Annotated in this window: 21 protein-coding genes; 6 read left to right on the forward strand and 15 right to left on the reverse strand. The window is 56.8% G+C overall.

Going from position 1 to position 17,581, the window contains the following annotated elements; all coding sequences use genetic code 11:
- Positions 1-26 precede the first annotated feature (26 nt).
- From IF205_RS20365 to IF205_RS20400, 8 genes are all read right to left on the reverse strand, one after another.
- Positions 27-407: a hypothetical protein gene (locus IF205_RS20365; protein ID WP_259781191.1), complete on the reverse strand. Its 381-nt coding sequence runs from the start codon at positions 405-407 to the stop codon at positions 27-29.
- Entirely contained in the window at positions 404-781 is a 378-nt protein-coding gene (locus tag IF205_RS20370; protein ID WP_259781192.1) for a hypothetical protein, read from the reverse strand. The genes IF205_RS20365 and IF205_RS20370 overlap by 4 nt, the downstream gene beginning before the upstream one ends.
- Positions 782-2,326, reverse strand: a complete 1,545-nt coding sequence (locus IF205_RS20375; protein ID WP_259781193.1) for a phage head spike fiber domain-containing protein — start codon at positions 2,324-2,326, stop codon at positions 782-784.
- 58 nt (positions 2,327-2,384) lie between these two features.
- Positions 2,385-2,801, reverse strand: a complete 417-nt coding sequence (locus IF205_RS20380) for a hypothetical protein (RefSeq protein WP_259781194.1) — start codon at positions 2,799-2,801, stop codon at positions 2,385-2,387.
- A gap of 11 nt (positions 2,802-2,812) precedes the next feature.
- Positions 2,813-4,720, reverse strand: coding sequence for a phage tail protein (locus tag IF205_RS20385; RefSeq protein ID WP_259781195.1), 1,908 nt, complete (start codon positions 4,718-4,720; stop codon positions 2,813-2,815).
- A complete protein-coding gene (locus IF205_RS20390; RefSeq protein WP_259781196.1) occupies positions 4,720-5,289 on the reverse strand; it encodes a phage connector family protein in 570 nt (189 codons plus the stop codon). Before IF205_RS20390 ends, IF205_RS20385 begins: the two co-directional genes overlap by 1 nt.
- A 76-nt stretch (positions 5,290-5,365) precedes the next feature.
- Entirely contained in the window at positions 5,366-5,635 is a 270-nt protein-coding gene (locus tag IF205_RS20395; RefSeq protein WP_259781197.1) for a hypothetical protein, read from the reverse strand.
- Positions 5,636-5,637: 2 nt separating this feature from the next.
- Positions 5,638-6,483, reverse strand: coding sequence for a phage capsid protein (locus IF205_RS20400; RefSeq protein ID WP_259781198.1), 846 nt, complete (start codon positions 6,481-6,483; stop codon positions 5,638-5,640).
- 508 nt (positions 6,484-6,991) lie between these two features.
- Between IF205_RS20400 and IF205_RS20405 the strand changes: the two genes are divergently transcribed.
- The 5 genes from IF205_RS20405 to IF205_RS20425 all read left to right on the forward strand — a co-directional run bounded on the left by IF205_RS20405 (position 6,992) and on the right by IF205_RS20425 (position 10,916).
- Positions 6,992-7,393: a hypothetical protein gene (locus IF205_RS20405; RefSeq protein WP_259781199.1), complete on the forward strand. Its 402-nt coding sequence runs from the start codon at positions 6,992-6,994 to the stop codon at positions 7,391-7,393.
- A gap of 20 nt (positions 7,394-7,413) precedes the next feature.
- Positions 7,414-7,773 carry a hypothetical protein gene (locus IF205_RS20410; protein WP_259781200.1) on the forward strand — a complete coding sequence of 120 codons (360 nt, stop codon included), beginning with the start codon at positions 7,414-7,416 and terminating at the stop codon, positions 7,771-7,773.
- 160 nt (positions 7,774-7,933) lie between these two features.
- Complete coding sequence (gene dapD, locus IF205_RS20415; protein ID WP_259783324.1) at positions 7,934-8,779, forward strand: 2,3,4,5-tetrahydropyridine-2,6-dicarboxylate N-succinyltransferase; 846 nt, start codon at positions 7,934-7,936, stop codon at positions 8,777-8,779.
- Positions 8,780-9,168: 389 nt separating this feature from the next.
- Positions 9,169-10,323, forward strand: coding sequence for a succinyl-diaminopimelate desuccinylase (gene dapE / locus IF205_RS20420; protein ID WP_259781201.1), 1,155 nt, complete (start codon positions 9,169-9,171; stop codon positions 10,321-10,323).
- Positions 10,320-10,916, forward strand: a complete 597-nt coding sequence (locus IF205_RS20425) for a hypothetical protein (RefSeq protein WP_259781202.1) — start codon at positions 10,320-10,322, stop codon at positions 10,914-10,916. The genes dapE and IF205_RS20425 overlap by 4 nt, the downstream gene beginning before the upstream one ends.
- 19 nt (positions 10,917-10,935) lie before the next feature.
- Here IF205_RS20425 and truA read toward each other — a convergent pair whose 3' ends face one another.
- The 5 genes from truA to IF205_RS20450 all read right to left on the reverse strand — a co-directional run bounded on the left by truA (position 10,936) and on the right by IF205_RS20450 (position 14,525).
- Entirely contained in the window at positions 10,936-11,685 is a 750-nt protein-coding gene (gene truA / locus IF205_RS20430) for a tRNA pseudouridine(38-40) synthase TruA (RefSeq protein ID WP_259781203.1), read from the reverse strand.
- A 17-nt stretch (positions 11,686-11,702) separates the two neighbouring features.
- Positions 11,703-12,203 (reverse strand): copper chaperone PCu(A)C, encoded by a 501-nt coding sequence (locus IF205_RS20435; RefSeq protein ID WP_259781204.1) that lies wholly within the window; start codon positions 12,201-12,203, stop codon positions 11,703-11,705.
- Between the two features lie 77 nt (positions 12,204-12,280).
- Entirely contained in the window at positions 12,281-12,655 is a 375-nt protein-coding gene (locus IF205_RS20440; protein WP_259781205.1) for a hypothetical protein, read from the reverse strand.
- A 10-nt stretch (positions 12,656-12,665) separates the two neighbouring features.
- Entirely contained in the window at positions 12,666-13,586 is a 921-nt protein-coding gene (locus IF205_RS20445; RefSeq protein ID WP_259781206.1) for a homoserine O-succinyltransferase, read from the reverse strand.
- A 195-nt stretch (positions 13,587-13,781) separates the two neighbouring features.
- Entirely contained in the window at positions 13,782-14,525 is a 744-nt protein-coding gene (locus IF205_RS20450) for a phosphoadenylyl-sulfate reductase (protein WP_259781207.1), read from the reverse strand.
- A 212-nt stretch (positions 14,526-14,737) separates the two neighbouring features.
- On the opposite strand from IF205_RS20450, the gene IF205_RS20455 reads away from it, so the two are divergent.
- Entirely contained in the window at positions 14,738-15,721 is a 984-nt protein-coding gene (locus IF205_RS20455) for a putative metalloprotease CJM1_0395 family protein (RefSeq protein WP_259781208.1), read from the forward strand.
- A 17-nt stretch (positions 15,722-15,738) separates the two neighbouring features.
- Here the strand turns inward: IF205_RS20455 and IF205_RS20460 are convergent, their stop codons facing one another.
- A complete protein-coding gene (locus IF205_RS20460) occupies positions 15,739-16,500 on the reverse strand; it encodes an SDR family oxidoreductase (RefSeq protein WP_259781209.1) in 762 nt (253 codons plus the stop codon).
- 97 nt (positions 16,501-16,597) lie between these two features.
- On the reverse strand, positions 16,598-17,521 hold the full coding sequence (locus IF205_RS20465; RefSeq protein WP_259781210.1) for a DMT family transporter: 924 nt from the start codon (positions 17,519-17,521) through the stop codon (positions 16,598-16,600).
- Between the last annotated feature and the right edge of the window lie 60 nt (positions 17,522-17,581).

Genomic DNA, 17,581 nt, shown 5'->3' on the forward strand with positions numbered 1-17,581 from the left:
AAGCCCATTGATATCAAGTTGGCTTCTCATGCGATTCTCCCCGACGTACGCATAAACACATGATTAACGTCAACAGCAGTAGCGCCGCTGTCGTCAGAAACGCGAACACGACAATTGCTCTCTGCATATCCCGTTAATGGCGTCATGCCTCGGAAGGAGGAAAGGACGCTAAAATCTGGGGCTTGTGAATAAGCACTCGCCATAACATTTGCATAATTGCAGCCATAAAGCCCGACACCATTATCCAACATAGAAGACAAGTTCAGACTTTCTCGAACAACGGTGTTGACGCCGTCCATACACGCCCAAGCTTTAGCCGTTCCATGCACCACATAGTCAATTCCAACCTCATCCACGCCAGCAGATGACCCCGGCTTTTTCAGCTTGTTTGCTTCAATGGTACTCATGCGAGGTCTCCATGTGCAACGTTGTGAACGAACGTCAGGTCAGCATTGCTTGTGCCCGCAGCATTAAGCCCCAGAACGTGCTGGACGCTCGCCGTACTCCCTAAAACATGGTCTCCAAGCTGGCCCTGAACATCAGTCACGCCGCTGGCTACCCCCATTGTCACCGTGCGTAGAGAACTCGAAAATGCATTGGTGAAGGCATAGGCGTATTTCCCCACGATAATGTCTGTCGTGCTGGACACATTGAGGCTGTCGCGTATTGCCCCGTTCGTCATGTCAAAGTTGATCCGCGCTTTCGCCGCGCTCTGCCCGGTCAGGTCAACGGGTTTCCCGTCCGGTTTCTCGATCTGTTTTACCTTCAGTTTTCCGTTCATTTACACCACCGTGAGTGTTGAGCCGTCGGGGATTGTCAATGTGGTTCCCGCCGGGGCGTCGGCGGTGGAGGCATAGGCCGTTGGTGCATCCGTCTGGCAAAGCTGCGCCCCCCAGAGGTAGAGACCTTCAGAAGTCACGCCCGTATAACTTGGCTGTTGCGCATCATCCGTCATGTAGATATGCAGCGTGCAGGACATCTTCAAAGCCCGTTCAGTAACACTAACCCGCCACCAGCCGTTTCCGGCCTCTGCAACATCATAACCGGCCACGGGATCGCCAATGGTCGAGTTGAAAGTTGTCCCCCCATCAACGAGGTTCACTTTTGCGATGGCGTATAACCCATTGTCCATGACAAGCTGCAGGTTCGCCCTGGTCCGTTGCCCGGCCTTCAAGTAGATGCTGAACGTGTAGACATTGCCGGGAACGGTCGGTGAAGCCCGCAAAACACGGTGATAGCCGGTTGAGGTGTCTTCTCCCAATTTGTCAGCCGCCTGGACGCCGTTAGGATCGTTCGTCACATTTTCCGAAACCGTGACACCTGTCTTATCCCAATCCGCAGACCCGAAATCCTCAGATCGCGTTAGTTCGTTTTTGTCGACAATGGTCAGCGGCCCGGCGATCATGCCATTGACAGGCCCGCCGTATTTGTCCTGCAAGGTCAGGTCTTCGGAAATGATGCGCGGGTTAATGCGGATAGGCCCGACAGACGGCCCGCCCAGTTCCACTTCCGGGTCAATTTTCGCCTGGGTCACTGCCCCGTCCGCAAGCTTCACGGTCGTCACGGCCTGATCAGCAATTTCACCTACTGGCGTCGCCACGCCATAGCGGATTTGGACATTGTCGGTGCCCGCTGGAAACACCCCTTCAATAACACCGTTGGCCAACGCCCAGCTATCCTGAAAACGCTCCACACCATCAACAGTCACGAAGACAAGGCTTGAACTGCCGGGGTCCGCAGTCAGCGGACAACTTTGCTGTGCACCGGTACCACTGAAATATTCGACCCGCCAATACACCAGCTCCGTCAATGTCGATGCAGCCTGAATGGCGTCCTGCCGCGCGGCCTGTGCCTGACTGGCGGCTTCTTCGGCTGTGGCCGATGACGTAGCAATATCGTCATAGACACGAACCGCCCCGGCTTCATCGAAACCCAGCATCTTTCCGGCACGCCCGGAACTGTCAGGCAGGATCAGATCGGGACTGTCATCGTAGATCGGCTTACGCAGAGCATCACTTGCCTGCATCGCGGCCTGTTCCAGCAACAGAACCGAATTATCCAATTCCACATTCAGGCTGGCAGCCTGCAAAGGCGCCCCTTCGTTAAACTGCGACGCGCGCGCAATAGCCATCGACCGGTAAATGGTGAGGATAGCCCCATCAGAAAGACCGGTTTCGAATGTTACCGAGCCGCCAGAACCAGCCTCATTTAACGATATTGTATAGGCAGGCGCCTCTTCCATACCCTGGACATGTAAGGCAACCTGGTCTGAAGACGTCGTGCCAAAATCAAACTCGTAATCCGTTTGGCCAGTATCAGTTACCACGACTCGGACACGAGGATGTAGATGTAGATTTTCGCTCATCCGTTTGTTCCTTTCCCAATCAATCCGGCAACTTGCTGTAAACGGATGAGAAACCGTTGGCTCCACGTTGTATCTGCCCAAACTTGTAGGCAGAGGCATTCGCCTTATCTTCCAGCAACAAACCGCGAGCGCCAAAATACGAATTTTCCCTCATATCCGCCATACGTTGCTGGCTTTCCTCACGGATACCACGTGTCACGGCGTCAGCCGATCCTCCGGTTCCGCCAATCCCCGCAGCACCGAAATGGGCAATCGCCTGTGCACGCTGCCGTCTTTCCTTTTTATTTTCCTCACGTTCAGCCTGCTCCAATTGAGCTTTTTGTTGTTCCATCTGGAGATTGGTTTTCTTTTTTTGGTATTTTCGCTGCTGTTGTGCGCCAGCCATGCTAGCCGCGGCGGATACAGCAGCGGCAACTGCGGCAGCATATGTCGCCATATCTTCCTCCTCTATTGTCCCAATGCTGATATTTCGGTGAGCACCGACAGGATGGTGCAGGGAAGCGGTACGTCCTGTTCGATCCGCCAGAGCGGTGTGGTGTCGCCGCGGGTCCAGCCAAGCGCCCGGATTGTCTTGTCGCCGGTAAAGGGCGGCGTCGGCGTGTCCAGCACCTCGGTTGTGTTGAAGCGGCGGAAGGGCACGACGGTCAGGCCCTTGCCGGTATCGATGGTCAGCGCACGCGTATCCAGAAGGCGGAAGGTCCCGCGCACCAGACGCACCGGCGATCCCTGTCCCGCACCAAAACCACCGGCATGGAAGACCGGCAACGGCACGATTTCATGGGCGTAGGCGAGGCCGATTTCCACTTTTGAGGCCGGGTTGGAAAGCCCAATCTCACCCGATGACACAGTCAGAACACCCTGATAGATGCCATCGGCCACCACCTGGACCGCATCGCCGTCCAGATGATCAAGACCACCCCAGACGGTTCGGGCCGTTCCGCTTTCGGCTGTAACGGCGCTGTCCGTATTCAGGGATGCATCGAAGCGTTCCACGTAGATACCGCTCTCACGGTCCACCAGGGCATAGACATCGTCGCCCACGGCACAGACCGACAGGAAGTCGCCATCGGTTTCATAAACCGTCCAGGCCGTGACCTGTTCCTGGCGATAGACGGTGACCGTTGCAATCGTGCCGTCCCCCATCACCAGATACATCAAACGCGAGGATTTCTGGAAATCCTGATCCAATGGATTTTTGAGGACATGACGTGCCAGAATAGCCAGATCGTTGGACTGATACGCCTGTTCCACGTCGGTGAAGAGGAACTCACGCAGTTCCGTACCCGTACGGGACACGTACAAGGTTGCACCGTCCACATCGCGTGGCGGAACGGACCGGTCAACCGGCGAACCGACGCGGGTTTGGCGTTTGAGTTGCAGATTGGTCGGGGTCAACGGGTCGCCGGTCACCATCCATTCCGCGCCTGAGGTGAAAACCTGTAGGTGACGGCCGGAAAAGACAGCGCGAATAGCATTCACCTGGTCGGACAGAATGGCAAATTCAATTGCCTCATCATCCTCCCCGGTTCCCAGATCGAAATTGAACAGGTCGGAGGATTTCGACAGCCATATCCGGTTGGGCAGATCACGGGAACCACCAACCACCATGCGGTCCTGATGGAAGCAGACCGCCACCGGCCAGCCCCGAACCGCGGAGAACGCCTGTTCCTCCCAGTCCTTCGTAGCATCGGTATTGTCGAGTGTCTGCTTGACCTTGGCAGTCGCACTCGTCGTCGAGGCCACCGCCGTGATTTCCACTTCCTTGTCGATGATGCGGAAGCGCGTTCCCACATGGGCCGCGACAAACAGGTTGCCCGATGCGGTCAGGGTCACCGTGCCACTGGTCGCGCTGGCTTTCAGCGTGATGGCATCCTTTGAGAACTTATGGGTCGGCTGATAAATGCGGCCGTCTTTCTCAAAGAAGGACCAGTCTTCAATCTCGAAAGTCGTCGCATCCTTGCGCAGGATTTTTTTCGGCGGCACTTCCGGATGACAGATCAACAACGTATCCGCACTTTGCGTCCAGGTGATGCTGCCGATCTGGTTTTCCGCCCAGGGGGCGTCAATAGTCGCAATGACCGCGTCATCTTCAAGCACCGACACCTTCTGATCGGTAAAAACCAGCAGATAGGTCTGTTCGGTGTTGAACTCGAAGGCGACCAGACGCCCCCGGCCCAGGGCCGCCGCGACAAAGCGCAGGCCCGGACGGCGGGACAGGCCGCCGGTCGGGAAAACCTGCACATTGCGCAGGCGGCGCGCACCGTTGGTATAGGCGGTCAGGTCACCGCGCCCCAACAGGCGTTCATTCACCTCGCCCGCGGTAAAATTGGTTTTGAGCAGTTTCAGGCGCGGCATCAGTTTCGGGCCTCGATCAGGGTATTGGCCTCAAAACGCGGCGGCACATCCTGTTGCGCGTCGATCAGCTTGGCCTGGCGTAATTCCTTTTCCGCCATCTGGAACAGGACTTCCGTGCGGCTGACGCTTTCGGTTAGCGGCAGGCAGAATTCCGCCGCCATACGCATGATCAGCGCCTGGTCGAAAAAGGCCGGAAAGGCCGCCTCATGGGGCCGGAAGATATAGGTCAGCGTCACGTCTTCGGCGTTGGTATGCAGGCGGCGTTCGACAATCTGATAGTCGATACCGCGCCCACGACTTTCCGGGCCGGCAGACAAGGCACGCAGGAAATCATTGGGAAGCTGATAGGCATAATTGAAGTCGGCCACGGGCTTTGCCACCAGCCGGGTCAACCTTTTCTGCGTCGTGGCGAAATTCCACGGATAGGCGGACAGGACCGCGTCGCGGGTGGAGGGGTAGAGCAATCCGGCGGCGACACTTTCCGCCGTGCCGTCCTCGAAACTGGCAATCGGCTCCCCGCCCAGTTTCAACAGCGCGCGGCTGCATATGGCGATACTGCTTAGCGCCAAGGCAAATCTCCCTGGTTGGGCCGTCCCGCCCCGGCACAAAAGCCGGGGCGAAAACAGCAGGTGAAAGGGTCGGGGATCAGTCGGTATTAGTGGCGGAAAGGCTGGACATATCCGCCACGTCCACCACCATGTTGGTGTTGCCGGTCACCGCGAACAGGCCGGTCGTCAGCGTGCCGTCGGTGTCCACGTTGGCAACGATCAGGTCACCAACACGCAGCATATGCGCCGCCTCGTTGAAATAGCCGCTGCTGTCCACATCGGCCGCCAGATCGGGCGTCGTGTAATGCCACATGGTGAAGCCGTTGGCATAGGCGATCACGCTCAGGTCTTTGCTCTGATAGGCCATGATCACACCTCCTTACAGCGCAGGCGGACAATGCCCGTTGCATCGACCAGACCGGCACCCTGGCTCATCATGTTGTTGACGAAATGGGAGGCCCGGTCACCGTGATAGGTGATGTCGGATTTCACATCCTGGCCGGAGGCATGGCCGATGGCCGTTTTGTGATACCAGTAGCAGTAGCGCAGGTCGCTGCCGTCCTTTTTCAGGCCGGAATGCGGCATCCAGAGCGTACCCAGCCAGCGTTTTGCCTGTGTCCCTTTCCAGGGCAGGCTTTCATCGCCCACATAGTCCGCGTTGGAAAACTCCTTGATATCCAGCAACTGGCCCCATTGACGCCAGCCGATGATGGCGAAACGCTGGCCGTCGTCGGGCACATCCGCCTCTCCCAGCATCTCAAAGGCCTTGAGCACCTTTTCCTTGGTCAGGCCGTCACTGTCGGTCAGGCCCGTGCCGGTGCCTTTGGCCTCACGCTCCGCACCCAGACCGTCCAGCTTTTCGATGATCAGCTCGTCGGTCTTGCGGCCCAGGGCATAGGCACCCGCATTGGCGGTGACCATGCGTTCGTCGATATTGGTTTTCAATTCGTCCAGGGAATCGACCCAGTCCCCGGCGTAATAGTCCTGCAGGACCACCTCGATCGGTTCATGGTCGATATTCATGACCGGCACCTTGCCATGACGGGCCTTGGTGCTGGCCGTGCCCTTGCCCACCTTCTGGAAAGTGGTGCTAGACCCTTTGACGTTGTTCTTGCTGCGCACCGTATTGCGCAATTTGGAGCCCATCCGCTGATAGGCTTCGTGCACCTCCGCCTGGAAATGCTTCGTGAATGACTGGTCTACCGAGGTAGACATGGCATCTCCTTCAAAATCGCATCTGTTTTTGGGAAAGGGGGATCGCGGCCGGTTATCGCAGGACCTGGGAAACCAGGGACCAGGGGATGTCCCACAGGGGGCATAAAGATCACTGCGGCCGGCGGCGAACCGGAAAAGGGGATGGGCCGGTGCGAGGAGGCATGGGGCCGGGACGTCTCGGGGCGGTGCCTTTCGGCTCTTCAACGCGTCAGGCGCGCGCCCATCTCCTACAGTCCCACCCAAAGGCGGTTATCCATCCGGGGATACTGATCACAGGAACGATGGTGAAATCTGAGATCGCCTCAACGAGCGATCCATCACCCGTCCCGTGATGATTGAGAGATAGCAAAGGCGTTCCTAAAAGTCAAGAACAAAATGAGAACATATATGACTTTTAGTCTATTCCCCTGAGCGCGTTAAGTGACCAAACCATTTCCATTTTAGATTGCATATCAGAAACAAATAATTTATAGAGTTGCAACTCTAGCACGTAATACCGAGAGGGATTATGGACAGCGCATATCAATGGATATTTAGCGGAGTGGGCACATCTTTTGTTGGTGCAATTTTGTCTCTTTTTTTCGCGTTGGTATCGCGCAAGTTTCGGAATGACGCACGAGACCAAGTAAAAGCAACAAAGGGTAAAATGCTTGCACCTCGGTTGGATAACGCCATTTCCGCACTGCACAGATTAAGGACCCAACCGCAAAAATCGTTCGACCAAGCTTCCGCGCTGATGGGAGAGTTTCTTACCGAATTTCCAAGCCAAACTAAAGAGTACAAACAAGTAGCAGATGCGCAAAGGCTTTGTCACAGCTATCAAACTGTGCTTTCCAGCCAGCAAACGGACGACTTAGCATTCGAAATTCGGACTATTTTGCAGAACGTTTCAGCGGACTTGAAGAACTAAGACACTTAGGATGGCTATTCATGGAATTAGAAGCAGAGATCAAAAAGATCAAATTTCAAATATCTCTGATTGGTGAAGCAATCAGATATAACGAGAACCCACTAACCAGCCTTGTTATCGAGTTGGATTGGTCCGAAGAAGACCTGGAAGCGGCTCATGACTGCTTCGAACAAGCCGAAACTGTCCTCAATAACAATCCACAAGACTTTAATAATGTAATGTTCGAAAAACTCTTCAAGGAAAAATTGGGCGTGGGGTACCAGAGAGTCAAAGCGATAGTGCTGGCATTCTATCGAGAACATCGCTGGACATCCGTGTGCGTAGCCTATGCAAATTCTTTCGGGGACACGCGGCCGTCTGAATTGATGAGCATTACATAAAAATTCACTAGCTCACTTCTCAATATGATCTCAGATCAGACAGAACATACATCCCGCCGCAAAACCGCGCCCTTCCGTCGCTTGCTGGCTTGACCTCTGCGGCTCGCTGGACCAATCTGCGCGTCCATAATTGTTAGGACGTTATTCAGGGGTAAAGCCAATGGCCCACCAGGACTTGCAAGCCGTCATCGACGCGGCCTTCGACAATCGTGACCAGGTATCCACCAGCACCACCGGCGAAATCCGCGACGCCGTCAATGAAGCGCTGGATCTGTTGGACAGTGGTAAGGCCCGCGTCGCCGAGAAGGTCGGCGACGAGTGGCAGGTGAACCAGTGGCTGAAAAAGGCCGTGCTGCTTTCCTTCCGCCTGAACGACATGTCCCTGATCCCAGGCGGCCCCGGCCAGAACAGCGGCTGGTGGGACAAGGTGCCGAGCAAATTCGACGGCTGGGGCGAAAACCGCTTCCGCGACGCGGGCTTCCGCGCCGTACCTAACTGCACCGTGCGCAAATCCGCCTATATCGCGCCGGGCGTGGTGCTGATGCCCTCCTTCGTCAATCTGGGCGCCTATGTGGACAGCGGCACCATGGTCGATACCTGGGCCACCGTCGGCTCCTGCGCGCAGATCGGCAAGGACGTTCACCTGTCCGGCGGCGTCGGCATCGGCGGCGTTCTTGAGCCGCTGCAGGCAGGCCCCGTCGTGATCGAAGACAACTGCTTTATCGGCGCGCGCTCCGAAGTGGTCGAAGGCGTTCGCGTGGGCGAAGGCTCCGTCATTTCCATGGGCGTCTTCATCGGCGCCTCCACCAAGATCGTCGACCGCGCCACGGGCGAGGTCCATATGGGCTATGTCCCGCCCTATTCCGTCGTGGTTTCCGGCTCCCTGCCGGGCAAGCCGCTGCCGGACGGCACGCCGGGCCCGAGCCTCTATTGCGCGGTCATCGTCAAACGCGTGGACGAGAAGACCCGCTCCAAGACCTCCATCAACGATCTGCTGCGCGACTAAAGCCAACCTTCGACTTCATCGCCACCCGCATTTTCGCAAGGTGGCGATGAGTATTATATGCAAATCGTTTACCCGTTCGTTCCGGCGAAAGCCGGAATCTCCCGCATGCCCTTCAGCCGTCTGTATTTGCGGCCCCAGATCCCGGCATACGCCGGGACGAACGGAGTTTTAGTCGGGGTGATGCAAAACTTCACCCGCTTATTCCGGCGCAGGCCGGAATCTCATCCGTGCCTTATCGTTGGACAAACGTCTCGGAACAGTTGCTTTTCCATTCTGTCCTGTTGTCTTTCGAAGAGGAAGACAGTAGGACAAAGGGAAGGCACCGACATGGCCGGGCCCGTCCCGGCCATTTGTCGTTCCGCTATAAGTATTTGAAGCAGGAGTACCCCATGGCCATCGATCCCATTCAGTTCACACAGGACCTTATCCGCTGCCCCAGCGTCACCCCGACGGAAGGCGGCGCATTGGACCTGTTGCAGACTGTTCTGGAAGAGCTGGGCTTCACCTGCACGCGCCTGCCCTTTTCCGAAGAAGGCACGGATGACGTGGACAACCTTTATGCCCGCCTCGGCACCGGCCTGCCGAACCTGTGCTTTGCCGGTCACACCGATGTGGTGCCGGTCGGCACGGAGGCAAGCTGGACCAGTCAGCCCTTTGGCGGGGAGATCAAGGATGGCGTGCTGCATGGCCGTGGCGCGGTCGATATGAAGGGCGCGATTGCCTGCTGGGTCGCCGCCGTTTCCCAGGTTCTGGAGAAAAGCGGCCATCCCGATGGCTCCATCAGCCTGTTGATCACCGGTGACGAGGAAGGCCCCTCCATCAACGGCACCAAGAAGATGCTGCCCGCGCTGGCCGAACGCGGCGAGGAACTCAGCGCCTGCGTGACCGGGGAGCCCACCAACCCCACCAGCCTGGGCGAGATGGTCAAGATCGGCCGCCGCGGCAGCCTGAACGGCTATATCAGTGTTCACGGCACCCAGGGCCATACCGGCTATCCGCATCTGGCAGACAACGCCGCGCATCGCATCGTGGACCTGCTGAAAGTGCTGACCGATTGGGAAATCGACCAGGGGTCGGAGCATTTCCAACCCTCCACGCTCGCCATCTCCACCATCGATATCGGCAATACGGCGACCAACATCGTCCCCGGCGAGGCCAAGGCGGTTTTCAACATCCGCTTCAACGACCTGCATAGTGGCGCGTCGCTGACCGAAGACATCAAAAAACGTCTGGATGCCGCCATCGGCGACGGGCGCTATGATCTGGATATCACGATCTCCGGTGAAAGTTTCCTGACGCCGCCGGGCCAGTTGAGCACGCTGATCGCGGACGCCTGCGAGGCCGCCACCGGCCAGCGCCCGGAATTGAGCACGACGGGTGGTACGTCGGATTCCCGCTTCATCAAAGACTATTGTCCTGTGGTAGACTTTGGTCTGGTGGGTCAGACCATGCATAAGGTGGACGAGCGCGTGCCCGTCGCCGATCTGGAAAACCTGACCGAGATTTACCGCCGCGTGATTGAAGGATATTTCCAGGCCGCATGAGGTTCCGTCTGACCATTCCCGAAACCTATCTGCAGCTTTACGGCGCTTGGCGAACCTTCTGGTTGGACAAACGCGGCATCATGCTGTTCGGCAACACACCGGAGGCTTTGCTGCAAAGCTTCTGGTGCGGGGTTGTCCTGCTCCCGGCCTATGTCCTGCTGCTTGCCCTGCAGCCCGGCTACAGCGCCCTGATGGACCACAACAGCACCGGCAGGCTAGTTTCCGTGGAAACCATCACCTATGTGATGGGCTGGGTTGCCTGGCCGGTCGTGGCACAGCCGATAACCGCCTTCCTGGAACGACGGGACCAGTATTTCAACTATATCTGCGCCTATAACTGGGTGTCCGCCCCGATGCTGGCGCTGTTCCTTCTGTTATCGGTGATCGAAACCCTGCTCCCGCTGCCGGAGATTGTTACAATCGGCCTCACAATCGGCGCGATTTTCTGGCGGCTTTTCCTGCATAGCTTTGTGATCCGCAACACGCTGCAGATTACGGGCATGGCGTCCATCCCGTTGATTATATTCGATTTCATTCTGGGCCAGATGATTCTGGTCTGGCGGCACGGGCTTTTGCTGACCGCCGCAATGTAACGGCGGCCCTGTCAACGGCCTAACCCGCGTCGGGATAGGTGACCGTGGTCAGATAGAGGCCGCAGGCCGGTGCGGTCGGCCCAGCGGCGGAACGATGCCGGGCCTCAAGCGCCTGTTTCACATCCTCTTTGGTCCAGCGCCCGTCGCCTACCTGACGAAGGGTGCCGACAAAGTTGCGCACCTGATGATGCAGGAAAGAGCGCGCCGCCACATGGACATGGATCTCATCGCCGACCCGTTCGATATCCAGACGATCCAGCGTTTTGACCGGTGATTCCGCCTGACATTCCTTGGCGCGGAAACTGGTGAAATCATGATTGCCGATCAGGACCTGGGCGGCATCATGCATGGCCTCCGCATCCAGCCGCTTGTTCACATGCCAGACCTTGCCCCGGTCCAGCGTCGGCGGCGGGCGGCGATCCAGAATACGATAGAGATAGGCCCGGCCGGTCGCGGAAAAGCGGGCGTGGAAATCCTCGCTCACTTCTTCCGCCTCCAGAACCGCGATCGCATGGGGTTTCAGATGATAATTGACGGCCTCGCGGATCTTTCGCGCTTCCATCGGCTTTTCCAGATCGAGATGGGCAACCTGGCCCAGGGCGTGGACGCCGGAATCCGTGCGTCCGGCCCCCTGGACCAGAACCTGTTCGCCGGAAAATCCCTCTACGGCTTCTTCCAAAGCCTGCTGTACGGATGGCCCATTGGCCTGGCGCTGCCAACCAACGAACTTGCCGCCATCATATTCGATCAGGATTTTCCAACGCGTCATTACTTACTGCCGATTGCTTACTGTTTCTTATTGCCGTCGTGCTTCATTTTCATGGAGCTGTCGGCACCATAGCCGACCGATTCCACTTTCACCGATACCGTCGTATCGCCGGATTTCTCAAAATGCAAAGTCAGATCGAAGTTTTCACCTTCGACAAAGGGCTTTTTCAGGCCCATGAACATCACATGATAGCTACCGGGCTTCAATTCGGCCATGCCTTCGGCAGGCACGGGCACAAACGGAACCTGGCCCATTTTCATGACGCCGTTGGCATCCATTTTATGGGTGTGCAGCTCAACCCTTTTGGCAACATCGGAACTGGCCGAAACCAGCTTGTCGTCGGCTTTTCCCATATTGTGGATGGTCATGAAAGCACCCCCGGCCTTGGCCTGGGCCGTGGCGCTGGCGCGCGCCCAAGGGTGATCGATCTTGAGATCGCCAAGCTTGTATTCATGGGCCAGGGCAGCGGAAGACATCATAGCGGCAGCCACAACGGCTGCGGAAATCAGGCGTTTCATTGATAACTCCATTCTCAACGCAAATTTTTGGATAAAGGACCAAACAAATTGTCAGCCGGTAAGAGGGATGGGGTCCCTCAGGCGACAGGGGGTCCTCGGTTGAGAACGCGATAGACCGCGACTTTTGCCGGCGACTGATCTGGAGGAAGAGGAATGGATCCTTCAACCGGCCACTGCGTCGGACCTACCGGTACGATCTCGTCGGGAATGACAAAAGTGACATGACAGGCAGCCTTACAGAAAAAGCAAAGCTCGTCTGCACCTGCGGGGCTGTCTGCCGATGGGGACTTGTTTTGCTGCTGCTGGGTGAACCAGCCGCAGGTAAAAAACGCGCTGTTGACATCCTGGCTTGCAGCGGCAAAGCCGCTGGCCACAGGCATCAGAATAGCGAGGTAAACGCCAAACAGGGCGAAGCCATATGCCAGATGGTATATGCGTCCTGCCCGTTTCATGTGTTTTGCGCTACTCCCGGCCGATGTCGTCCATGTTGAACGGCGTATTCTGGTAAACGTCGTTGATCCAATTCGCAATTAGCAGATGTGCGTGTGCCCGCCAAGTATTAAGAGGCACCTGCGACGGATCGTCCTGCGGGAAGTAGTATTTCGGAGGATTGATCTCCAGTCCTTGACTTACGTCACGATCATATTCGTCTTTCAGCGTCGTCGCGTCATATTCAAGATGATTGAACATATAGACCTGACGCCTGCCGCGATCGCGGACAATACAGACCCCGGCCTCGTCCGATTCCGCCAGAATCTCCAGGCCCGGCACCTTTACGATATCCTCCTTCGTGGTTTCTGTATGTCGGGAAACCGGCACCGGGAAGCTATCTGCAAAGCCACGCAGCAGAATGGAATGCTTTTTAACGATATGATGCGGGAACAGGCCAAAAATCTTGTCATCAAGCTGGTGTTTCGGCACCTGGTAAAAATGGTACAGAGCCGCCTGCGCGCCCCAGCAGATATTCAATGTGTTGAAGACATTGCTTTGGGTCCAATCGAAAATATTCGATATTTCCTCCCAATAGGCGACGTCCTCGAACGGCAAAGTCTCCACCGGCGCCCCCGTGACGATCAGACCGTCAAATTTCTGATCCTTGATCTCTTCCCAGGGTTTGTAGAAGTCCAGCATATGCTGCTTGGACACGTTGGTCGGCGTATAGCTGCCGGTCGTCACCAGCGTCAGTTCCACCTGTAGCGGGGTCGCCCCGATCAACCGGGAAAAATGTATCTCGGTTTTTTCTTTCAAGGGCATCAGGTTAAGCAGTGCGATACGCAACGGTCGGATATCCTGACGCGCTGCCTCGGACTCCCGCATCACGACGAGACCTTCCCCCTCCAGGAATTTTCGCGCAGGCAACGTATCGGGAATCTTGATCGGCATTGCTCAGATACTCCTCACCCCACTGTCGGTTCCGGTATCAGATCACCCATCCGATTTACCGGAACATTCGTACAGTATAAAGAACAATGTCTCTATATCGGGGCCACAGGAGTTTCTGTCAAGAAAAGCGTGCAAAAAGAAACGGCATCCGCGGAAGGCAGATGCCGTATAGTCCACCCGCATAGGAGGTTTCGACTAGCTGTAGACTGCCCATTTGGCTTTGTGAATGCCGCATTCGGTCTTGCCATTGCCCATCCAACGGCCAGAGCGCACATCCGCACCCTCAACCGGCTTGGCGGTGCATGTGGCGCAACCGATCGACAGATAACCCTGATCAAACAGGGGGTGCCGGGGCAGGGCGAAATTCAGGTAATAGTCTTCGATCTGCTCTGCCGTCCAATCGGCAAGCGGATTGATTTTCACGCGGCCTTCGTCGCTCTCGAAAACGGGAAGCTGCTTACGCGTACCGCCATGGAACCTTTTGCGGCCAGTAATCCAGGCATCGAAACCTTCAAGTGCCAAATCCAACGGGCGAACCTTGCGGATATCACAGCATTTGTCCGGGTCTGACTCCCAAAGCGTTCCACTGGGGTCCTCCTGTTGCAAATGCAAATCCTTGGGGGTCAGGACCCGCACATCGCGAAGACGAAGGCGATCCACCAGCAGGTCACGATAGGCCAGCGTCTCGGGGAAATGCTTGCCGGTATCGAGGAACAGAACCGGCGTCGCGGGATCGACGCGCGCAATCAGATCGAGCAGCACTGCCGCCTCTGCACCGAAGGAGGACACAATGCCTATACGACCCGGATACACTTCCAGCAAAACCTTGTGCAACAGTTCCTGCGTCGACAGCCCGGAGAGCTTATCCTCCAGGAATGCCGCATCCGTGGATGCCTGTTCCAAAGAAATATTCTGCTCGACTTTCAAGGCCTGAGTCATGGGCATATCCCACCTTTCATCCTAATCCTTATTATTTACTAGAATGACATGTGGTATGGCGTCAATATATTTACAACAACAATAATGTATTTTATATAATACACATCTTTATACTGTTATTAAGACCTTCCCTTTGCCCCTTAAAAAGCATAGAATAAGAGTGTTCGGTACGGGTGGAACTGCCCGGCGGGCAATCGTATTGAGACTTTGAGATGTACGTTTCGAACGGAAGCGCAATAACGGCATTGGCGGCCCCACGCGCGGTGAGCGGGCCGATGCAGACGGCTGCGCAAATCAAAGCCGGTCCAGCCACTTCAACGGCAACACTGAACACCCACACCACCAGGAAACAGCCGCTATTAAGTTCAACTGCATTCGCAACCCTGCAGGAAACCTCCCCCGCGCGCCTGTCGACCAAACGGCTGGAGGCACCATCCGCAGACGGCAAGAAAGACGGCGGGGCCAATACAGACAGCACATCATCGACCGACAGCCCCAAAGACGATGAAAAAAAGAAAACGGAAGAAGAGCAGGGCCAGGACAAGCAGAAAAAAGAACTGACCCCGGAGCAGCAACTCCTTGTTGAACAGCTCCAACAACGCGACGCACAGGTCCGGCGGCATGAACAGGCGCATGCCTCCGTCGGTGGACAATATGCCGGGTCGCCCAATTATGAATACACAGTTGGTCCTGACGGACGCCGCTATGCGACCGGCGGCGAGGTTCAGATTGACGCCGGTAAAATCTCAGGCGACCCGGAGGCCACCATCAGAAAGCTGCAGGTCGTCCGCCAATCCGCGCTGGCGCCCGCCGACCCCTCTCCCCAGGATCAGCGGGTCGCGGCCACCGCCAGCCAGGGTGTGAATGAAGCACGCGCAGATCTCAGGGAACTTAAGGCTCAGGAAGACCGCGACGAAGCCGAGGAACAGGCTGCAAAAAAGGCTGATGAGAAAGCAACCAGCACAAAAGACGAAACGCCCGCGGCAAACAAGGATACCGCCACCGCCGACAATGAGGGACAGGCAGGGGGACAAAACACCGGCGAGACCGGAAACAGCGTCCAGTTCAACCGGGATGGCGTCTCTTCCGCACAGGCCGCCAACGCCTTCGAACAGGCAATCCAGCTTACCCCGCCAACGACAAACGGCGCGGAGGTCGTTCAAGACACCTTCCGCGCCGTTCAGGTCACCGCATAGATTTCGGAATATCCGTCTTACTTCGGTTGCATCCGCAACGCGCTGTCCAAACGGACGACCTCGCCATTCATGATCGCATTATCGACCATATGCAGAACAAGCTTGGCATATTCTTCCGGTTTGCCGAAACGCGACGGGAAGGGCAAGGTCGATGCCAGGCTGTCCTGAACCTCCTGCGGCATTCCGAGAAGCATCGGGGTTCCGAAGAGGCCCGGCGCAATGGCATTCACCCGGATACCGGATTTGGCAAATTCGCGTGCCGCCGGCAATGTCAGGGCGACGACCCCGCCTTTCGACGCAGCATAGGCCGCCTGACCGATCTGGCCTTCAAAGGCGGCAACCGATGCCGTGGAGACGATCACACCGCGTTCACCATCCGCATTGGGGTCGCGCTTTTGCATCTGGGCCGCCGCAAGGCGCATGATGTTGAAGGTGCCGACCAGATTTACCTGAATGACTTTGTTGAAATCTTCCAGGGCCTGAGGACCTTCTCTGCCAACGATGCGTTTTGCAGGCGCGATGCCCGCACAATTGACCGCAATACCACAGGGGCCGAGCTGTGCTTCGACGTCCGCCATTGCCTGTTCCGCGCTGACCGCATCCGACACATCGCATTGCAGGGCAATCCCGCCGATCTCATCGGCAACGGCCTTGGCTTTGTCCAACCCCATATCCAGGATCGCCACCTTGGCCCCGGCAGACGCCAACGCGCGCGCCGTTCCTTCTCCTAGGCCGGACGCTCCACCAGAAACAACGGCAACAACATCTTTCACATCCATCTCGGGCTCCTCCCAAATCTCATGTTTGGCCGTTTATAACAAAGCAAAGCGTCACCGCCAAGATTTTCCATACGCATGCGTATGGACCTCCATACGATCACGTATGCGCAGCCCGTTTTGCCAGCACGCGTTCCCGATGGGCAATGTATAGGGCACTACCGATGATGACTGCCGCGCCAATCCAGGTGAAGGTATCCGGGACCTCTCCAAAAGCAAAATAGGCAATCAGCGCGACGAAGGGCAGACGCAAATAGTCGAATGGCATGACCATGGATGCATCCGCGGCGGCAAAACTGCGCGTCACACTGGTCTGGCTGATTGCGGCAATCCCCCCGATTGCACAGCCAATCCCCCACATCTCCAATGTCATCGGTTTCCACACCCAAAGCGCCAGCGGCAGCGTCAATAAGGTCATCCCCAGATTGGTATAAATCATGATCCGGAGAACAGGCTCGCTACGCGTCAGCGATTTGGCGATCAACGCCGCCGCCGTCATGGAAACCGCAGCCGCGACCGCTGACAATGTGCCGATGCCGACCTCGGTCGCGCCGGGCCGAATAACGATCAGGACTCCCAGAAAGCCAATCGTCACAGCAACCCAGCGACGCAGCCGGACGACCTCCCCCAAAAGCAGTGCCCCACCCACCGTGATGAGAATCGGCGCACTGAATGTAATCGTGGTCGCCTGGGCCATCGGGATTTGGGCAATCGCAAAGACGAAAAAAAGCATCCCGCCGGTGGACCCCGCGCTTCTGGAAAAATGACGGAACGGAAGGTCCGTTTTCAAAACCGACAGACCTTCCCTGCTCAGGGCCCTTAGCAAAAAGGGAGACAGGACCAATAGCGCAACAACGCTACGTAAAAAGCCGATTTGAAACGGATGCATCCCCATATCCGCCGCCGCACGGACAAGCCCGTTCATAACAGCAAATAAGGCCGCCGCCAGAACCATCCAGGCGGCACCGGCCATCGGGAAAGTCGACCGCGGCAGCGAAAAAATCCGTTCTTCGTTTATATGCACTGCAGCAAACCCTTGAGAAATCGTTGTGAACAGTGCTATCCCAAGAGACAACAAGCTGCA

This window comes from Aestuariispira ectoiniformans (assembly GCF_025136295.1).
GTDB lineage: Bacteria > Pseudomonadota > Alphaproteobacteria > UBA8366 > Aestuariispiraceae > Aestuariispira_A > Aestuariispira_A ectoiniformans.